General features: G+C 63.6%; 11 protein-coding genes. 5 read left to right on the forward strand and 6 right to left on the reverse strand.

Going from position 1 to position 17,416, the window contains the following annotated elements; genetic code table 11:
• Positions 1 to 21: 21 nt before the first annotated feature.
• The 3 genes from HMPREF9153_RS00585 to HMPREF9153_RS00595 form a co-directional block, all read right to left on the reverse strand.
• Positions 22 to 789 carry a sulfite exporter TauE/SafE family protein gene (locus HMPREF9153_RS00585; RefSeq protein WP_004808689.1) on the reverse strand — a complete coding sequence of 256 codons (768 nt, stop codon included), beginning with the start codon at positions 787 to 789 and terminating at the stop codon, positions 22 to 24.
• Between the two features lie 86 nt (positions 790 to 875).
• On the reverse strand, positions 876 to 2,630 hold the full coding sequence (locus tag HMPREF9153_RS00590) for a TIGR03767 family metallophosphoesterase (protein ID WP_174266647.1): 1,755 nt from the start codon (positions 2,628 to 2,630) through the stop codon (positions 876 to 878).
• A 159-nt stretch (positions 2,631 to 2,789) separates the two neighbouring features.
• Positions 2,790 to 4,535 carry a proline--tRNA ligase gene (locus HMPREF9153_RS00595; RefSeq protein WP_036901335.1) on the reverse strand — a complete coding sequence of 582 codons (1,746 nt, stop codon included), beginning with the start codon at positions 4,533 to 4,535 and terminating at the stop codon, positions 2,790 to 2,792.
• Positions 4,536 to 5,041: 506 nt separating this feature from the next.
• Between HMPREF9153_RS00595 and HMPREF9153_RS00600 the strand changes: the two genes are divergently transcribed.
• Genes HMPREF9153_RS00600 through HMPREF9153_RS00620 form a run of 5 tightly spaced genes read left to right on the forward strand, consistent with a single transcriptional unit; the run spans position 5,042 to position 12,051 of the window.
• The gene (locus tag HMPREF9153_RS00600) at positions 5,042 to 7,792 is read left to right on the forward strand and encodes a TIGR03773 family transporter-associated surface protein (RefSeq protein WP_036979494.1); all 2,751 of its coding nucleotides are present in this window, start codon (positions 5,042 to 5,044) and stop codon (positions 7,790 to 7,792) included.
• Positions 7,789 to 9,315, forward strand: coding sequence for an anchored repeat ABC transporter, substrate-binding protein (locus HMPREF9153_RS00605; RefSeq protein ID WP_004808693.1), 1,527 nt, complete (start codon positions 7,789 to 7,791; stop codon positions 9,313 to 9,315). The genes HMPREF9153_RS00600 and HMPREF9153_RS00605 overlap by 4 nt, the downstream gene beginning before the upstream one ends.
• Before the next feature lie 19 nt (positions 9,316 to 9,334).
• Positions 9,335 to 10,414, forward strand: a complete 1,080-nt coding sequence (locus HMPREF9153_RS00610; RefSeq protein WP_004808694.1) for a choice-of-anchor M domain-containing protein — start codon at positions 9,335 to 9,337, stop codon at positions 10,412 to 10,414.
• Positions 10,407 to 11,180: an anchored repeat-type ABC transporter ATP-binding subunit gene (locus HMPREF9153_RS00615; protein ID WP_004808695.1), complete on the forward strand. Its 774-nt coding sequence runs from the start codon at positions 10,407 to 10,409 to the stop codon at positions 11,178 to 11,180. Before HMPREF9153_RS00610 ends, HMPREF9153_RS00615 begins: the two co-directional genes overlap by 8 nt.
• Before the next feature lie 13 nt (positions 11,181 to 11,193).
• Complete coding sequence (locus tag HMPREF9153_RS00620) at positions 11,194 to 12,051, forward strand: anchored repeat-type ABC transporter permease subunit (protein WP_004808696.1); 858 nt, start codon at positions 11,194 to 11,196, stop codon at positions 12,049 to 12,051.
• Between the two features lie 535 nt (positions 12,052 to 12,586).
• On the opposite strand, the gene HMPREF9153_RS00625 is transcribed toward HMPREF9153_RS00620, so the two are convergent.
• From HMPREF9153_RS00625 to HMPREF9153_RS00635, 3 genes are all read right to left on the reverse strand, one after another.
• A complete protein-coding gene (locus HMPREF9153_RS00625) occupies positions 12,587 to 13,426 on the reverse strand; it encodes a GNAT family N-acetyltransferase (RefSeq protein ID WP_004808697.1) in 840 nt (279 codons plus the stop codon).
• 1 nt (position 13,427) lies between these two features.
• A complete protein-coding gene (gene ispG / locus HMPREF9153_RS00630; RefSeq protein WP_036901914.1) occupies positions 13,428 to 14,609 on the reverse strand; it encodes a flavodoxin-dependent (E)-4-hydroxy-3-methylbut-2-enyl-diphosphate synthase in 1,182 nt (393 codons plus the stop codon).
• A gap of 86 nt (positions 14,610 to 14,695) precedes the next feature.
• Complete coding sequence (locus HMPREF9153_RS00635; protein ID WP_036979886.1) at positions 14,696 to 17,299, reverse strand: ExeM/NucH family extracellular endonuclease; 2,604 nt, start codon at positions 17,297 to 17,299, stop codon at positions 14,696 to 14,698.
• Positions 17,300 to 17,416: the final 117 nt, after the last annotated feature.

Genomic DNA, 17,416 nt, shown 5'->3' on the forward strand with positions numbered 1-17,416 from the left:
GCGCCCCGGCGGCAACACGACTTAGACTCCCCAGATCAGCTGAACCAGCATCCGTACTGCCAGCACGCTGGTGATGATGAGGAACATCGTCCGGACGAAACCATTGCCATGTTTCATGGCGGTCCGAGCGCCGATGAACCCACCAACGACGTTGGCGATGACGAGCGGCCAGGCGACGTGCCACCAGACGTGACCGTGAATGGCCAGCGTCGTGATCGTGACGAGGTTCGTCACCGTGTTGCAGATCTTGGCCATCCCGGAGGCCTTGAGGAAGGAATAGCCGCCCACGGCGACATAGGTGAGTACCCAGAAGGTCCCGACCCCCGGTCCGATGGCCCCGTCGTAACACCCCAGGAAGAGGCCGATGATCGGAACCAGAAGGGGGTGTTTCCCGCCCTCTCCGTGCGAGCTCACGCCCAGGGCTGGTCGTCTCCAGGTGTAAATCCCTATGACCACGAGGACGATGAGCAGGATGGGCGTGTAGACCGCTCGGGACATGTAAGTGACGATCCGAGCCCCGATCACCGCGCCGATGACGGCCATGCCGGCCGCTGAGAGAAACATCCGCCAGTCCGGTCGCTGCTTGCGCAAGTACCCCACTCCAGCGGTGAGGTTCCCGACGACCTGGGCTGTCTTATTCGTCCCGACGATCGTCGCCACCGGCGTCTCGGTCGGCAAGCCAACCAACAAGGACGGCAGCATGATGAGTCCGCCCCCACCCACGACGGCGTTGACCCACCCTGCCATGAAGGCGGCGAGGACAAGACCAGCAAAGACCCACGACGTCACGTGTCAACCTTCCGTATGACACCAACAATTAGGGGCCCCACCTCCTGAAAAGGCGGGGCCCGACACGTTCTCGGTCTGGAGGTGCCTCAGGCCCACGGATGCGCCAGTAGCAACTCCGTGTTGTGATCGACCGATGTACCAAGCCTACGTGCCATCGTATGGATGTCGTTTGCCCCGAACTCTCGGTACAGACTGGCCAGACCATCCGGGTCTGTGGTGTCGTAGTCGGCCTGATAAGGAGCATTGGACTCGATCAAGGTCGTGAAGATGCTCACGGTACCGTCGTGATTGTCGGCAAGCTCGATGACACGGGCCATCTGGGGAAAGTCGACGTGCGACGCCGTGTTGATCTCCCACCAGCTACGGCGGGCGTCGAGAGCGTGCCGGTGAGCGGTGATGTTGTTGGCATGCACATGGCCGTTGACCCACGCGACCACATTCGGGTAGTGCGAGAGCAGGGACACCAGTTCAGGGCCGAGATGACGAATACCGGTGCCGTCACCGGGGAGGACGGGGTTGTTCATCGTCTTCGAGTCATGGTGGCTGAAAAGGACGAACATGGTGTCGCTGGCGTCGTGATGATGCCGCACACCCAGATCGTCGTAGTACACACTGCTACCGGCGCGCAGCACGGACTTCAACCACTTCCACTGACGGTCGTCGATGGAACCATTGGTGTAGCCGGCCCGGTTGGTGGAGTCCAGGCTGATACCGGTCACGCCTTCTGCGATCGGGAAGGTGTAGTAACCGCGTACCGCGTTGAGGTCATTTTCGCTGAAACCGTGACCATGCGGACCCGCACCATCAGCACCCTCACGCAAGTGAGCCTGGATGAACTCAAAAGGAGTGAAGGGTACGCGCCGCTCATCCGCAGTGACCCGCCGAGTCAGCGAGACGGCATCATTGGACAGCGCGACCGGTCCGCCGCCTTGGGCTGCCTGGACGTAAGCCTTGGCGTCCCTGTCACTGGCGAAACCGGTGATCTTTCGATCGCTGGTGTACATCGCCTTCAGAAATTCCCAATCAGCAGGCAGCGTGCCTTGGACTGAGTCGTCGTGGTTTCCGAACACCGCATACCACGGGATCTTCACACCCGAGGACGACACCGGAGCCATGACGCGACGGAAGTAGCCGTCGATCTGAGGAAAGCCGGCACGTTTGTACATGTCGTCGTGATGCGCTTCAGGATTGTAAAACAGCGGATCCCCGAAGGTTTGCACACTCTCCCAGCGATCACGAGCACCAGTATTCGGGACGATCGTGCCCCCGGCCAACAAGGTGAGGTACCAGTCGAGTTCGACGTGCTCATGGTTGTCGGTGTTGTCACCCGTGCTGACGAGAGCGTCGAAAGCCCGTCCAGTGGCCGGACCGCCCCGGAGGGAATTGACGCGACGCACCAAGGAGGCCGTGGCAAGTGGACCCAAGGCCTCGTGCGGGCGGAAGGCCGGGCCAGCTAGCAGGTGCAGGAACTCGACCCGCATCGGCGACTGCACATCGGTCACGTGCAGGTCAGTGAGCTGAACGACCGACGCCAAGCCGTGGCGTCGGTCGTCACGCCCGCTCTTGCCCCTGGCAAGTTCCTCGCGCACAACGAGCGGGTACCCGCGCTGTGCCTTGAGTCTGCGGTATCCGCTGCCCGGATCCCGCAGGCCCACCTGCTCGAGGGTGGTTCCGGCCGTAGAATGGAGACGCTTCGACGCATGAGCCAATGCCGGGGCCGTGCCGGTCACCGCTGCCGCAGCAACCAGGGTCATACCGCCGAGAAAGCTCCGTCGTCCCAGCGTGTTCCGGGCCACGTTGTCGTCAATTCTGGTCAATTTGTCTTCGTCCTCTGGCATCAATTTACCTTTCGCAAGGTCGAAGGGCCATTCGGCCCGACGTACGAAACCCATTGTCATAGGGGCATTGGGTCACTTGCGCGCCAGATTTCGAGAACAGTTGACGACGATACAGCCACGTGCGGATGTCGGCCGGTTAAACGATCACCTCCGAATCAGCGCTCAGCCGCGCACTTCCTCAAGGACGGCGGATACCGCCTCGGCCACACTGACCTCACGATTCTCACCCGTGGCACGATCGCGAACTTCAACGAGCCCGTCCTTGAGCCCCCGACCGACGACCACCGAGGTCGGCATACCGAGGATCTCACTGTCGGCGAATTTCACGCCCGGGGACGCCTTGCGGTCGTCCAGGAGCACATCGAGTCCGGCCTCGGCCAGCTCACTGGCAATCCTGGTCGCCTCCTCGAGAACCTCAGCACCCTTGCCGGTGGCGAGCACCTGGACGTCAAAGGGAGCGACCTCGCGAGGCCAGGCCAGACCCTTGTCGTCACAGGTACTCTCGGCGATGGCGGCCACCGCGCGCGAAACACCCAGACCGTAGGAACCCATGGTGACGGTCACGAGCTTGCCATTCTGGTCGAGCACCTTGAGCCCCAGGGCGTCGGCGTACTTCTTGCCGAGCTGGAAGATATGGCCAATCTCGATACCGCGGGACAGGTGCAGCTCACCACTGCCGTCGGGAGCGGGATCGCCCTCACGGATCTCGGCGACGTCGATGACTCCGTCGGGGGTGAAGTCTCGTCCTGCCACCATGTTGAAGACGTGACGATCCGTCTGGTCGGCACCGGTGATCCAGGACGTGCCGGTGACGACACGGGGATCGACGAGATAGCGCACCTTTGAGGAGTTCTCCTCGCCTAGGGACCCCGGGCCGATGTACCCCTTGACCAACTGTGGGTTGGCAGCGAAGTCCTCTTCCGTGAAGGGCTCAGCCACGGCCGGCTCGAGGGCGGCCTCGAGCCGCTTCTCGTCGACCTCGCGATCTCCTGGCAGACCGATGGCCAGTGGCTCACGCTTGCCGTCAGGATGGGTCACCATGAAGACGATGTTCTTGAGGGTGTCAGCCCCGGTCCAAGGACGATCCTCGCGAGGACGCACCTCGTTGGCCATCCGGACCAGGGACTCGATGGTGGGAACCTCGGGGGTGTCGACGACCTCCGCATCCGGCAATCCCTCGATCGACAGCGGGTCCGGGGCAGTCATCCGGACCGCCTCGACATTGGCCGCATAGCCACCGGGAGAACGCACGAAGGTGTCCTCACCATTGGCGGCAATGGCCAGGAACTCCTCGGAGCGGGAACCACCCATCGGACCGGACATCGCCTTGACGATGGCATAGTCGAGACCGAGACGGTTGAAGATGCGGATGTAGGCGTCGCGCTGGGCCTGGTAGGCCTCGTCGAGGCCCACCGGGGCGACGTCAAAGGAGTAAGCGTCCATCATGACGAACTCGCGGCCACGCAGGATGCCAGCGCGCGGACGAGCCTCGTCTCGGTACTTGTTCTGGATCTGGTAGAGACACAGTGGCAGGTCCTTGTACGAGGAGTACAGGTCCTTGACCATGAGGGTGAACATCTCCTCGTGGGTCGGGCCAAGCAACATCTCCGCCCCCTTGCGATCCTTGAGACGGAAGAGGTTGTCGCCGTACTCAACCCAGCGACCAGTCTCCTTGTAAGGATCGGAGGCGAGGAGTGCGGGGAAGCACACCTCCTGAGCTCCAATTCCAGCCATCTCCTCGCGACAGATGGCCTCGATCTTGCGCATCACCCGGAGGCCCAGTGGCAGCCATGAGTAGATGCCGGGAGCAACCCGACGGATGTACCCGGCCCGCACCAGCCAACGATGGCTGGGGACCTCGGCGTCGGCCGGATCCTCTCGCAGGGTTCGGACGAAGAGCTGTGACATGCGCGTCAACACGACGTGTACCTTCCCGGCCGCGCTCGACCCTCCGCCGCCCTTCGACGTGACCGGCCACGACCACGTCGAATCCTAGCGGCAGGGAGGACGGTGGCCGACTTCGCCAGCTCACCCTCGACAGTCCGTCGGACTCTCAACAGGTCACGCGCAGCGCGTGTATCGACTCCGACCGATCCCTCTACGCAAGTAATCTCGTGCGGCCTCAGAATGCAGCCAGGTGTGATCTCCATGGCCCCGATTCGCGCCGTCGATCCATGACCCATACCGCGGCCAGGGTCACCAGCAAGCAAACACGACCCCGGTGGGGAGTGTTAAACATCACATTTCACAGCCACATGAAGCCAAGGAGGGCTCATCGGCAAGATGAATTCTTGACGTCGACAACCCGAGGATTGCCTGTCGCAACACGGTTCTCTATCGAGAACCTATATCAGGCCCCGGTAGCGGTGATAACTGTTCTCATTATACAGTTAATCGGAAATCACAGGAAGACAATGGAGGCCACCGTGAAACGGTTCGCATCGCTCCTTGCCGTCCTGCTGACGTTCCTGATGATCAACCCATCCTCAGCGAACGCAGCAGCGCCGAGCCGGGAGCTCCTGCACAACGGCCTTGTCGACACCGCCCACGTCGAGTGGGGTACGGGCAGCGACAGGCCGATCATCAAGGGTCTCTGGGGCAGTGATGACCTCAGGGATCCCAACAACGTCTACGCCCAAGTTGGATCGGATGCCGACCCGGGTAGCGACAAGCCTATGGTCCTCGACCATGGTCACACTGACATCTTCCGCGTCGGATCGACCGACAATGGCGGACTCGACCTCAAGCTCAAAGAGGACGTGACCGGAGAGGGCATCCTGCACGCCCCGGAGAACGTGCTTCTCAAGATCAAGGACGCTGCACTCATGGACATCCCGGCAGGTCTGCCGGGAGCTCCCAGGGGATATGTCCTCCCCCTCACCCAGAACCCGGAGGTTCTGTGGCCGGGTTGGGAGACCTTCGACGTCAAGCGCAATGACTTCAGCGCCGTCAAGATCAACATCAGCAACGTCAAGGGACCGGGCAAGGTCAACCTGTTCTCGCAGGGGTCCTTCGGAGACCTTCAGGCACTGCTCGACGGTGGCTCCAACACCCTGCCGGGCACGATCACGGTTCATCATCCGTCCCACGTGCATGCCAACTGGGTGTTCAGCAAGCCAGGTCTCTACACCATGACCGTCCAGGCCTTGGCCGAGAAGTCCGGAAAGACCTTCCAGACCAAGCCACACACCTATACCTGGGTGGTTGGCGACCAGACGGCCCTTCCGGCCCCGTGGGGCAAGCCGACCCCCACGCCGACACCTACCCCGTCCGTGACGCCGACTCCGGAGCCCTCGGCCACCCCGACGCCGAAGCCCACTCTGAAGCCGTCCATGACGCAGACCCCGAAGCACTCGGCCACCCCGAAGCCGAAGCACTCGGCCACCCCGAAGCTGAAGCCCTCGGTCACCCCGAAGCCGAAGCACTCGGCCACCCCGAAGCTGAAGCCCTCGGTCACCCCGAAGTCGTCTGTGACCCCGGCCCCGAAACCGAGCAACGGCAAGGAGCCCTGCCACAAGAAGCTCGTTCTTGACCACGGTCATTCCGACGTCTTCCGCGTCGGCTCGGCCGCCAAGAACGGTCTTGACCTGCAGATCAAGGAGGACGTGACCGGCGAGGGCGTGCTTCACACCCCGGAGAACGTCCTGCTTGCCGCCAAGGACTCTGCCCTGACCACCATCCCGAGCGGGTACCCCGGTGCCCCCAGGGGTTACCTGCTGCCCATCACGCAGAACCAGGATCTGCTGTGGCCAGGCTGGGAGACCTTCGACGTCAATCGCAATGGCTTCAACGAGGTCAAGATCAACGTCCGCAACGTCAAGGGCCCCGGCCAAGTGCACCTGTTCTCGCAGAGCTCCTTCGGCGGAGTCAAGGCCCTTCTCGACGGTGGCTCCAAGACCCTCCCGGGCACCATCACCGTCAAGCAGCCGTCTCACGTGCACGCCAACTGGGTGTTCACCAAGCCCGGCCGCTACCAGATGACTGTTGACGCCACCGCCGTTCGCAATGGCAAGACCGTCAGCACCGGAGCCCACACCTACACCTGGGTGGTCGGTTCCAAGGCCATCGCCGCTGCCAACACCTGCCCCACCGGTGACGACGGCAAGGGCGGCACCCCGGTTCCCGGCAATGACAGCACCAAGGGCGGTTCCGACAAGCCCTTCGATGATCTCGGTATTGTCGGCACCACGCCGACCAACGAGGTTGGCGGAAACTCCGACTCGAACGGATCGACCGAGGGAACTGCTACCAGCGGCGCCTCGGCCCAGAAGGAGATCTGCCGTCCGGTGAAGATCCCCAACAAGGCTGCCGCTGCCGTGAAGAAGACGGCTCAGCCTGCCACCCATCCTGCGTCCATCGCCACCGAGGGTCACTTCGACTGGGGCGTCCAGCTGCAGTCCGCCAAGCTCATCTCCGCTCTCAAGGACGACCGCTCCGCTCCAGCGAAGTGGGTTGCGCCGTCGAGCATCGTGATGGCTGTCGGTGACAAGGCCAACACCACCGCTCCCGCCGGCATGGAGTTCATCGCCAAGGGCGGCAGCAAGGTGTGGCTCATCGGTGCGACCCAGGTTCCCGGCGTGCCGTGGCTCGGCGTCAACACCATGCACGAGTCCATCGTCAACGGCACCACCGGCCCGGTCCAGATGCACCTGGACAAGGTCAGCGGCCCCGGCAAAATGGCCGTGTTCATGTCCGGCACCTTCGGTGGTGGAGTGGGCCAGCGGGTCTTCGACAACGTCGGCGGACCCACCAGCTACACCGTCCCGGCCAACACCCATGCTCACCCGAACTGGGTGTTCACCGCCCCCGGCCACTACGCCGTGACCGTCACCCAGACGGCCACCACCAAGGCCGGCAAGAAGGTCAGCGCCACCGGCACCCTCCACTTCGCAGTGGGTATCGATGCCAAGTCGGTCGCCGCCTCCATCGGCAAGGTGTCGGCCTCCACCGGTGCCGACCAGAACACCGAGCCGAGTTACACCATCGTGGGCCGCACCCCCGATGGCAAGCCCTGCGATCTCAACGGGCTGCCACGCTCCGGTGAGAACGGCACCTTCGGCGATTCCGGTATCGCCTCCCAGACCAACCAGGGTCTGGTGGCCGGAGCCCTCGCGGTTATCGGTCTGACCGGCGCTCTCCTCGTGGCGAGGAGACGACGCGGGTGAGAAAACGCCTGGTGTGCGTCGTGGCCGCACTCAGCCTTCTGGCTGGGTGCGGCCACGCGCCCGCTTCCCAGAACGACAAGCTTTCCGTGGTGACGACCACGCCCATCCTCGCTGACCTGACGCGCAACGTCGCCGGCGATCGTGCCACCGTCACCTCGATGGTGCCCTCCGGCGCAGACCCCCACACCTACGAGCCGTCGCTGCGTGATGTCCGGACCGTCGTGTACTCGAAGGTCGCGCTGTCGAACTACCTCATGCTCGAACCCCATTCGGTCATCAAGACCATCGACGCCTCCCTGCCTGCCGGATCGATCAACGTCTCTCTGGCTGAGGAGGCGCAGAAGTATGGCGCTGAGGTCATCCCGCTCGTCGAGAATGCCAACCTGGACACCGTCTGGCTGGGCCTGCGGGTCATCGGCAAGGGCACTGCTCGAGGGGCCGACCGTTCGTCCTCGGTCCATCTCCAATCGAAATCCGTCGACGGTCCTGGCGATCTCACCGCCTACATCACCGGCACCTTTGGTCGTCCGCAGATCTACTACTCGACGACTGACGGCGTCGACGAGCGTGATGACGTCGAGCTTCCCGCTGACGCCCACACCCACATGTCGTGGGCGTTCAGCAAGCCTGGCATCTACAAGGCGACCTTCGCGGCCACCCTGTCCACGGCCAAGGGAGACACCCCCATCGGCACCCAGACCCTGACGATTGTCGTCGGAGCTGATCCACGCACGATCCCCGGACTCGCCAATCGGACGGTCATCGACAAGGGCCACGCGGACCTCTCCGCTGACATCGACGAGGGCAAGATGATCATCCTGTCCGATCCGACTGGCGGTGGCGTCCGCACTCAGAAGCGTCTGAGCCCCGACAAGTCCGTGGTGTGGGTGCCCCCGAAGGCACTCACCGAAATCCCACCGACTCCGGCGTTTCGATTCCTGGGCCACCCTGGTGACTCGATCCACCAGCTGCCCCAGGCCGTTCTCGGCGCGCACGTTCATGGTGAGATCGACCCCCATCTGTGGATGAGCATCAAGAACACCAAGGCCTACGTGCAGGTCATCCGTGACGCTCTCATCAAGGCCGACCCCGACGGCGCCCAGCCCTACCGAGAGAACGCCAAGACATACCTGGCGAGGCTGGAAGAGACCTCGCACTACGTCGATCGCAAGATCGCCAACATTCCCAAGGGGCGGCGTCAGCTCATCACGAGCCACGACGCCTACGGCTACCTCGCTCAGGCCCACGGCATGCACGTGGCCGGATTCGTGACCGCCAATCCCGGTGTCGAGCCGTCCATGGCACAACGACGCAAACTCAACCAGACCATCGCCGACCTCAAGGTGCCGGCCGTGTTCCTGGAACCCAATGTGCTGCGTGGCTCCTCAGTGCTCGCGGCCATTGCCGCCGAGAACGGTGTCCAGGTGTGCCCCATTTACGGCGACACCTTCGACGACCGAGTCACGAACTACATCGACCTCATGAAATTCGACGCCGACTCCCTGGCCAAGTGCCTGGGATGAGGCTCCTGCGGAGGAATCCATGATTACGAAACACCGTCGGTTGGTATCTCTGTCTGCCATGTTCATCGCGCTCAGTACTGGTTTCGCACTCTCGCAGCCAGCTCATGCCTCCCCTACCCCGCCACCAGATCCTGCCCTCAAGCAGACGGTGACCGACAACGAGAAGGTGGCCAAGGAACCCGCCGAGATCAGGCGAGGACACGTCGACGTCGGCCCTCGCATCGTTGACGGCAAGTTCACCCTCATGGCCCGCGACGACACCGCCAACCCGCCGGTGTGGCGCAGCACCGATGACGCCGTGCTACGCGTGGTCGATGCGTCCCGTATCGATGTGCCGAACGACGAGACCTACTCTTTCCTCGGCGACATGCGTGGCAAGAAGGCATATGTCATTCCGCAGACCCAGGACCAGAAGGTCGTGTGGCTCGGTTGGAACACCCAGGCCCCGGAGATCGTCAAGAACTTCCCTCGTGGCGCCGAACTCGTCTTCACCGGGCACGAGGGCCCAGGCCAGGCCCACATGTTCATCGAGAACGGTTTCGACGCCCCGACACCGCTGTATGACTCCACCAAGTCCGGTGAGCAGTTAGTGCACATGGAGACCAACACCCATGTGCACGCCAACTGGGTGTTCTCCGATCCGGGAGCGCAGACCATCTCCGTCGATGTCCGCGGCACCGACGCCAAGGGCGCCAAGCACTCCTACTCGACCAAGCTGAGATTCGTCGTCGGTGACAAGGGCTCGGCCGACGAGGCTCGAACCATGGGGGCCTCTGCCTCGGCATCCTCCCAGGCTGCCACGGCATCGGATCCCTCGGCGTCCGGCATGGCCTCAACGAACGGCTCCGCCGCTGCCTCGGCCCCTGCGAAGGCATCCCCGTCAACAGCTACCACCAACTCCACTGATAATTCCGACCATGGCACCCCGTGGGGAATGATCATCGCGATCATCGCCGGAGTCGTCATCATCGCCCTCATCATCGCTGCTCTGGTGGGACGCTCGAAGATCAGGAAGATGCACGACGAGGTGTGGAAGGACGAGGGTACCGACGCAACATCGGCCAAGACCTCCGACAGCGGAACGAGTTCACATGAGTGACCTCGGATCCATCAAGATCACTGACATGGCCGTCAACCTGGGCGGCCTCCGCGTGCTCCACGACGTCAACCTGTCAGCCAGCAGGGGTGACCTGCTGGCACTTCTGGGCCCCAACGGCGCCGGCAAGACGACCATTCTGCGCAGCATGCTCGGCTTGGTGAAACCGGCCAAGGGCAGTGTTGAGGTCGCTGGGTCCGCTCCCGGCAAGGGATGGCGTCACATCGGTTACGTCCCCCAGCGTCACGAATTCGCCTGGGACTTCCCCATCAGCGTCGCCGACGTCGTCATGAGCGGACGAACCCGCCACATCGGGTGGCTGCGTCGTCCTGGCAAGGATGACCACATCGCGGTGCGCGACGCCCTGCGGATCGCCGGCATGGCGGACTTAGCAAATCGCACCGTGGGAGAACTCTCCGGCGGTCAGCGTCAGCGTGTTCTCATTGCCCGAGCCCTGGCCACGCGTCCCTCCGTGCTGCTTCTGGACGAGCCGTTCACCGGGGTCGACATGCCGACCCAAGAGATGCTCACCGAGCTGTTCTGCCGCTTGGCAGCCGACGGCACCACACTGGTCATGACGACCCACGACCTCGCCCAGGCCATGGCCACCGCTGACCGGGTGTGCCTCATCAACCGCACCGTCATCGCCGACTCCACCCCGGAGGAACTGCGTGATCCGGCGATGTGGATGAAGGCCTTCGGGGTCACCGCGAACTCCCCGCTGCTGACCATGGTCGGGGCTGCTGAACCCGTCCACACCCCCGTCTGACAAGGAACCATCAATGCTCACTCCATGGGAGTTCTTCACTGATCTCACCAATCCCCTGCTGGTCTTCCTACCGAAGGCCCTGCTCGTTGCCGTGGTCTGCTCGATGGTTGCCGGCGTCATCGGTTCCCATGTCGTGCTGAGAGGCATGGCCTTCATCGGCGACGCGGTGGCCCACTCGGTCTTCCCCGGTTTGGCGGTGGCCTTCCTACTCCAGGGATCGCTGCTCGTCGGTGGTGCTGTGGCCGGTCTCGTCACTGCCGTCCTGGTGGCCATCGTCTCCCAGAACCGACGCCTCAAGGAGGACTCCGTCATCGGGATCCTCTTTGCGGGTGCCTTCGCGTTGGGAATCGTCATCATCTCCAGAGCTCCTGGGTACTCGGGTTCCCTGCAACAGTTCCTCTTCGGATCCATCACGGGTATCACCAACGACGACATCGTCGTCGTGTGCGTGGCCGGGGCCATCGTGCTGCTCCTGGAACGCGCCGTCCACAAGGAGCTGGTGACCGTCGGCCTGGACCGGGAGACTGCGCGGGCCTCCAACCTTCCGGTCTTCGCCCTCGACCTGCTGCTCTACGTGCTGGTGACGATGACCGTCGTCATCTCTGTGCAGGTCATCGGCAACGTCCTCGTCCTGGCCCTGTTGGTGACCCCGGCCGCCACCGCCCGCCTGCTCACCGATCGGCTGGGTCGAATGATGGTCCTGGCGCCGGTGATCGGCGGCCTCAGTGCCCTGGTAGGCCTGTACCTGTCGTGGTCGATCGACCTTCCGGCCGGCGGAACGATCGTCCTCGTCGCGACGGCGGTGTTCCTCCTGTGCTGGGTCCTCGCGCCGCGCGGGCTGCTCGGGGGGATGCGGCGCCGGGTCGCCTGAGGCGGTCCTGTTTCCTCCCTATCCCGCCCCCTGCCGTACACAGCTCACCATGTGGAGCCGATCATTCCACGGGCAGGGGGGCACCTCCGATTGGTCTGTTGGAGCACCGTGAAGTTCCATGGAATCAGAGCCGACGGTCTCCGGAAAACACATCACTGCCGACGATTCAAGATCTGGGGCGCCACTGGAACCGTGAGCGTGCATACCCATTGGAAGGATCCATTTCTCCTTCTCGGGCTCAAAGGCACGCGTGACAGCGCATCTCTGAGCGAAACGAGGGATCGATGGGTTCAGGTGACAAAATTCCCGACAGCGGAAATCGCCCGGCTGAAGCACCCATGTACGTCCTTGGTAAGCGACCATGTGCCCCGGGTTACTCACCACCGATGGCATTGTCACACACCGATCTCCAGAGACAGCGTCGAAAGGCCCCGCTGTTGAGAGCGTTCACTTGGTGTCTGCGACGCGGGGCACGGTCACTGACATGAACGCTGACCCTGTTCATCCGCTTTTACACCCTGGTAGCAGCGGGCCCTCAGTAAAGCACGGTGGCCATTTCTCCCACCTGACGGAAACCGACGGTGTCATACATCGCCAGGGCTCGGATGTTGAAGTCATTGACGTAGAGGGACACCGACTCGTAGCGTCGCTGGCACAGGTGTGCCACGGCAGTCATGGCAGCATCCGCAAGGCCCTTGCCCCGCCACGCCGGATCCAGCCAGACTCCCTGAATCTGACAGTGCGACCGCCAGCCAACGCCGATGTCCGACTTCCATCGCACGGTTCCGTCGTCATCGACAATGGCAAAGCAGTGTCCCTTCTGGACGAGAGCGCGCATGTGTCGCATGTACCCGCCGGAGCTTTCGATCGGACTGACGCCGACCTCCTCGGTGTACATCGCCACCGCAGCCTGGAAATAGGCCTGGAAATGACCCATCGTCGCAGCCGTGACACGGGGATCTGGAGCGACGCGGGACGGTTCCTGCAGCTCCAACAACGGCTGGCTGGCACGGACCTCGCGGGGTCTCCCCCAAGCGCGCGGGTAGCGCTGCGACAGGATGCGTTGCAGAGCCATCACCGGAGCGGAACGGCCCATCATGGACGAGGACGTCCGCCACGGACCAACTTTGGAGGACAGCTCCTCGATCGTTGACTCGTCGGAGGCCACCGGTACGACGTTGGCGCCCAGATGGAGCACCCCCTGCAATTCTCGGGAATGCACCACCCCGACGACAGGGCACCCGAGCCTGCCGCGATCCAAGCCGTTGGCCTGGATGCGCGATAAGAGGAAAAGATTTCCCACCGGGTCCTGCTGCAGGAATTCAGTGACCTGACCAACGTCGGTGTCGTCGAGGACCCTGATCCTGGTGAACACGTCAGGAGACCGCGACTTCCGGTTCCCCGGTCTCGTTCATGGTCTCGGCCATCCGGTTCGCCTCGTCGACGAGGGTCTGGACGATCTCGCTCTCGGGGACGGTACGGATGACCTCGCCGTGCTTGAAGATCTTGCCCTTGCCATTGCCGGCAGCAACACCAAGGTCGGCCTCACGACCCTCGCCCAGACCGTTGACGACACATCCCATGACGGCCACGCGCAGCGGGGCGTCGATTCCCTCGAGAGCGTCAGTGACGTCGTTGGCCAGGGACAGGACGTCGACCTGGCAGCGTCCGCAGGAGGGGCAGGAGACGATCTCCAGGCCGCGGGGGCGCAGGTTGAGGGACTCCAGGATCTTGATGCCGACCTTGACCTCCTCGACCGGGTCGGCCGACAGCGAGACGCGGATGGTGTCACCGATGCCCTCGGCGAGCAGGTGCCCGAAGGCGACCGCGGACTTGATGGTGCCCTGGAAGGCGGGTCCGGCCTCGGTGACCCCCAGGTGCAGCGGGTAGTCGCACTTCTCGGCGAGCTGTTCATAGGCGCGGATCATGACGACAGGGTCGTGGTGCTTGACCGAGATCTTGAAGTCGCGGAACCCGTACTGCTCGAAGAGGCTCGCCTCCCACAGCGCCGATTCCACCATGGCCTCGGCAGTCGGGGCGCCGTACTTGTCGAGCAGACGCTTGTCGAGGGAGCCAGCATTGACGCCGATGCGGATGCTGGTGCCGTGCTCGGTGGCAGACTTGCAGATCGCCTCGATCTGGTCGTCGAACTTGCGAATGTTGCCCGGGTTGACGCGCACCGCACCGCAGCCGGCCTCAATCGCCTGGAAGACGTACTTGGGCTGGAAGTGGATGTCGGCGATCACCGGGATCTGGGATTGCTTGGCGATGATCGGCAGCGCCTCGGCGTCCTTGTCGGTCGGGCAGGCGACGCGGACGATGTCGCAGCCGGCCGCGGTCAGGGCGGCGATCTGCTGCAGGGTGGCACCGATGTCATGAGTCTTGGTTGTCGTCATGGACTGCACCGAAATGGGTGCATCCCCACCGACCAGCACATCTCCCACCTTGATCTGGTGCGTCTTGCGACGCGGCGCCAGGGTCGGAACGGGAGGGGTGGGCATACCCAGGTTCACGGTCATTGACGTGTCACTCCTGAAATCGTGGATTGTCATTTCCATTGTGTCACCTACGTCCACCAGTGTGGTGACGCTGACAGCGAGCACCCGCCCCGTCGTGGTGACGGGGCGGGTGCTGCGAGGGTTCGTCAGACTCCGGTGTGAGGCAGACCGGGGCGGGGTCCCGGCACATACTCGGGAGCCGGGGCGACCGTCGTGCTGGGGGCAGTGGTCGGTGCCGGGACGGTCACCGACGGAGTCGCCGTCGGGACAGTCGTCACAGGGGCAGTCGTCACAGGGGCAGTCGTCGGCGTCATCGACGGAGTCGGGGACGGAGCCTGCATCGAGAAGCCGACCAGCGCCGGGGAATGGTCCGAGGCACCGAACTGGCTGGTGGTGTAGAAGTCAGTCACGTTGTAGTTACGACGCGAGTACTGCATGGCCACCGACTCGGAGCCATTGATGTCCCAGATACCGGCACCGGAGACCAGCTCATGGGCCTTGGCATTGGTGAAGATGTGGTCGAGCGAACCAACACGGCCGGAGTACTGGTAGCTGGCAGCACCCGGATCGTGTTCCTCGACGACCTCGCTGAATCCGGCGTCCTTGATGGCGCGAATCGGATCTTCCATGGCGTAGGCGTTGAAATCACCGAGCATGAAGACCGGGTCATCCTTGAAGGTCGCGTTCACCCATTCTGTCAGAGCCTTGGCCTGGGAGACGCGGCTGGGGTTCGACTTGCCCTGGCCGGTGCCGTCGTCCTCACCCGAGCCCTTGGACTTGAAGTGGTTGACGACCGCCACGAAGGTTCGCCTGGAACCCTCCGGCTGGAAGCGCTGGGCCAGCGGCTGACGGGCATTGGCGAAGGCCGGGTCGGTCAAGATCTGCGAGGCGCCAACCGGGGAGACTTTGCCGATCTTGTAGATGAAGGCCGAGCGGATGACGTCCTCGTTCGGCGGAACGACGGTCGGGCTGGGCACGAAGGCCCACACCTTCTCACCGGCGGCCTTGTTGAGGGCGGCAACAAGATTGGCCAGGGAGGCGTCGCGGGACTGTCCCGGATGCCAGGTGATCTGAGCGGAGTTCTCGACCTCCTCGAGGGAGACGACATCGGCACCCAGACCGTTGATCGCGGTGACAATCTTGGCCTGCTGGTCGGCGAAGGTCTTCGGGGTGTAGGCGCCACGCACCAGGCAGTAGTTTGCCGAGACCGGGTTGCCGTCACGATCAACATAGGCCTTGCAGTTCGGCTCGTCCTGGCCCAGGTCGGTGAAGTAGCTCAGTACGTTGAAGCTGGCCAGCTTGACGTTGCCGCCGACCGCCGGCGGGGTGGTCGGGCGGTTGTTGCCGACCTTGATCGGGGAGAGCTTGGAGTCCGCGCCGACGACCTGACCGGTGGGCTGGAAGTTCCAGCCGAACCGCTGGTCCATGATGACCGGCGAGGTGAAGTCGACGTGGGTGCCGGTGCGTATCGGGGTGTCCTGGGACAGGTATGGCAGCGGGGAGTTCTTGGCGTCGGCGTTCGTCATGAAGTTCCATGACGAACCGTCGTCAAGGTTGATGTACTTGTCCTTGTTGGCAGCCTCGACGGCCTCGGCATGCTTGCCCGGAAGGGCAATCTCGGTGCCTTGGTAGAGGGGCTTGTCGCCATCGGCCAGGCCAATCTGGCCGTACTGATTGAGGCCGTAATTGTTGGTGACGGTGTAGCCGCTGGTGGGCTTGACGAGCATGCCCTCGTAGGCTTCCCGGTCAGCGTCAGTGGCCGGCAGGGAGGTCAGCTCAGTGGCCTTGACGGGGGCGCAACCGGACTTGCGGTCGACTCGGGTGCTGCCACCGATCTCGGTGAGGTCGTTGTACTCCATGACGGTGCCCTTGACGGTCACGCAGTCGCCGACCTTGACGTTGGCGGCGGCCCACTTCGAGTACACGAAGACACCGTCCGAGGCGTCCGTGGCCTTCTTCGGGGTGCCACCGGTTCCCGGGGTCTGGATGTAGATGCCGTTGAATCCGCCGGTCGGATAGGCAGCGGTGACGACGCCCACCGTGGTGACGGTCTTGTCGACCAGTGGGCTGGCCGGGCCATTGCCCTGGATCCTGGAAATCGGGGTCTCGGTCGGGTCCGGGACGGGAGTCGGGGTGGGCGTCGGCGCCGGGGTGGGTGACGGGGCCGAACCAGAATTCGTCGGAGTAGGATCTCCGACCTCGAAGTCAACCGAGTTGTCGTCGGTGTCGGCACCATGACGACGCTCGATCGAGGTGGTGTTCGACGGAGCGGGAGCTGCCTTCTTCTCAGCCACCGATGCAGCACCATAACCAACCAGGTCAACGGTGGCCCCAGATGCGTCAGTAATACGTACCGAACCCTTGGTGGCACTCATGAATGCCGAGCACTCGGCGTCGGGAGTCGGGAGGGCCTTGCTGCCGCCGTCTCCCCTGGCCTCCTGGACCAGGAAGTGGCCACCAGCCTTGACGGTGCCGGTCAGGCTGCAGGTGTTGGCCACCTTGCCCTTGCCAGTGAGGTATTCCAGCTTCCACCCCTTGACGGAGACGTCCGTGGAGGTGGGGTTGAGCAATTCGACGAAGTCGTGGGTCCAGGTGGCACCGGAGTTACCGCCACCTCCGTAGACCTCATTGATGACGACGTGGCTGGCTGCTGTCGGATCGGCATGGGCCGGCTGGACCGCGACGACAGTGGCGGCGCCGCACGACAATGCAGAGAGGCCTGCCAGGACGCGTCTGGACATTGTGGTCATGAGAAATCCCATCTCGTGGCAGGGAACGTTCGCGCGCCACCTTGCCACGGTAGATACGACGGCAGAAACGGTTGTCACCGACAATTCACCGAACTTTCCCCCCATCATTCCGTGGCA

The sequence above is a fragment of the Cutibacterium avidum ATCC 25577 genome, from assembly GCF_000227295.1.
Classification (GTDB): Bacteria; Actinomycetota; Actinomycetes; order Propionibacteriales; family Propionibacteriaceae; genus Cutibacterium; species Cutibacterium avidum.

Bases quoted from the DNA above. Each gene is read 5' to 3' on its own strand.
- HMPREF9153_RS00600 (WP_036979494.1), top strand. From the start codon at position 5,042: ATGGAGGCCACCGTGAAACGGTTCGCATCGCTCCTTGCCGTCCTGCTG.
- HMPREF9153_RS00635 (WP_036979886.1), bottom strand. From the start codon at position 17,299: ATGACCACAATGTCCAGACGCGTCCTGGCAGGCCTCTCTGCATTGTCG.
- HMPREF9153_RS00615 (WP_004808695.1), top strand. From the start codon at position 10,407: ATGAGTGACCTCGGATCCATCAAGATCACTGACATGGCCGTCAACCTG.
- HMPREF9153_RS00620 (WP_004808696.1), top strand. From the start codon at position 11,194: ATGCTCACTCCATGGGAGTTCTTCACTGATCTCACCAATCCCCTGCTG.
- ispG (WP_036901914.1), bottom strand. From the start codon at position 14,609: ATGGAAATGACAATCCACGATTTCAGGAGTGACACGTCAATGACCGTG.
- HMPREF9153_RS00595 (WP_036901335.1), bottom strand. From the start codon at position 4,535: ATGTCACAGCTCTTCGTCCGAACCCTGCGAGAGGATCCGGCCGACGCC.
- HMPREF9153_RS00610 (WP_004808694.1), top strand. From the start codon at position 9,335: ATGATTACGAAACACCGTCGGTTGGTATCTCTGTCTGCCATGTTCATC.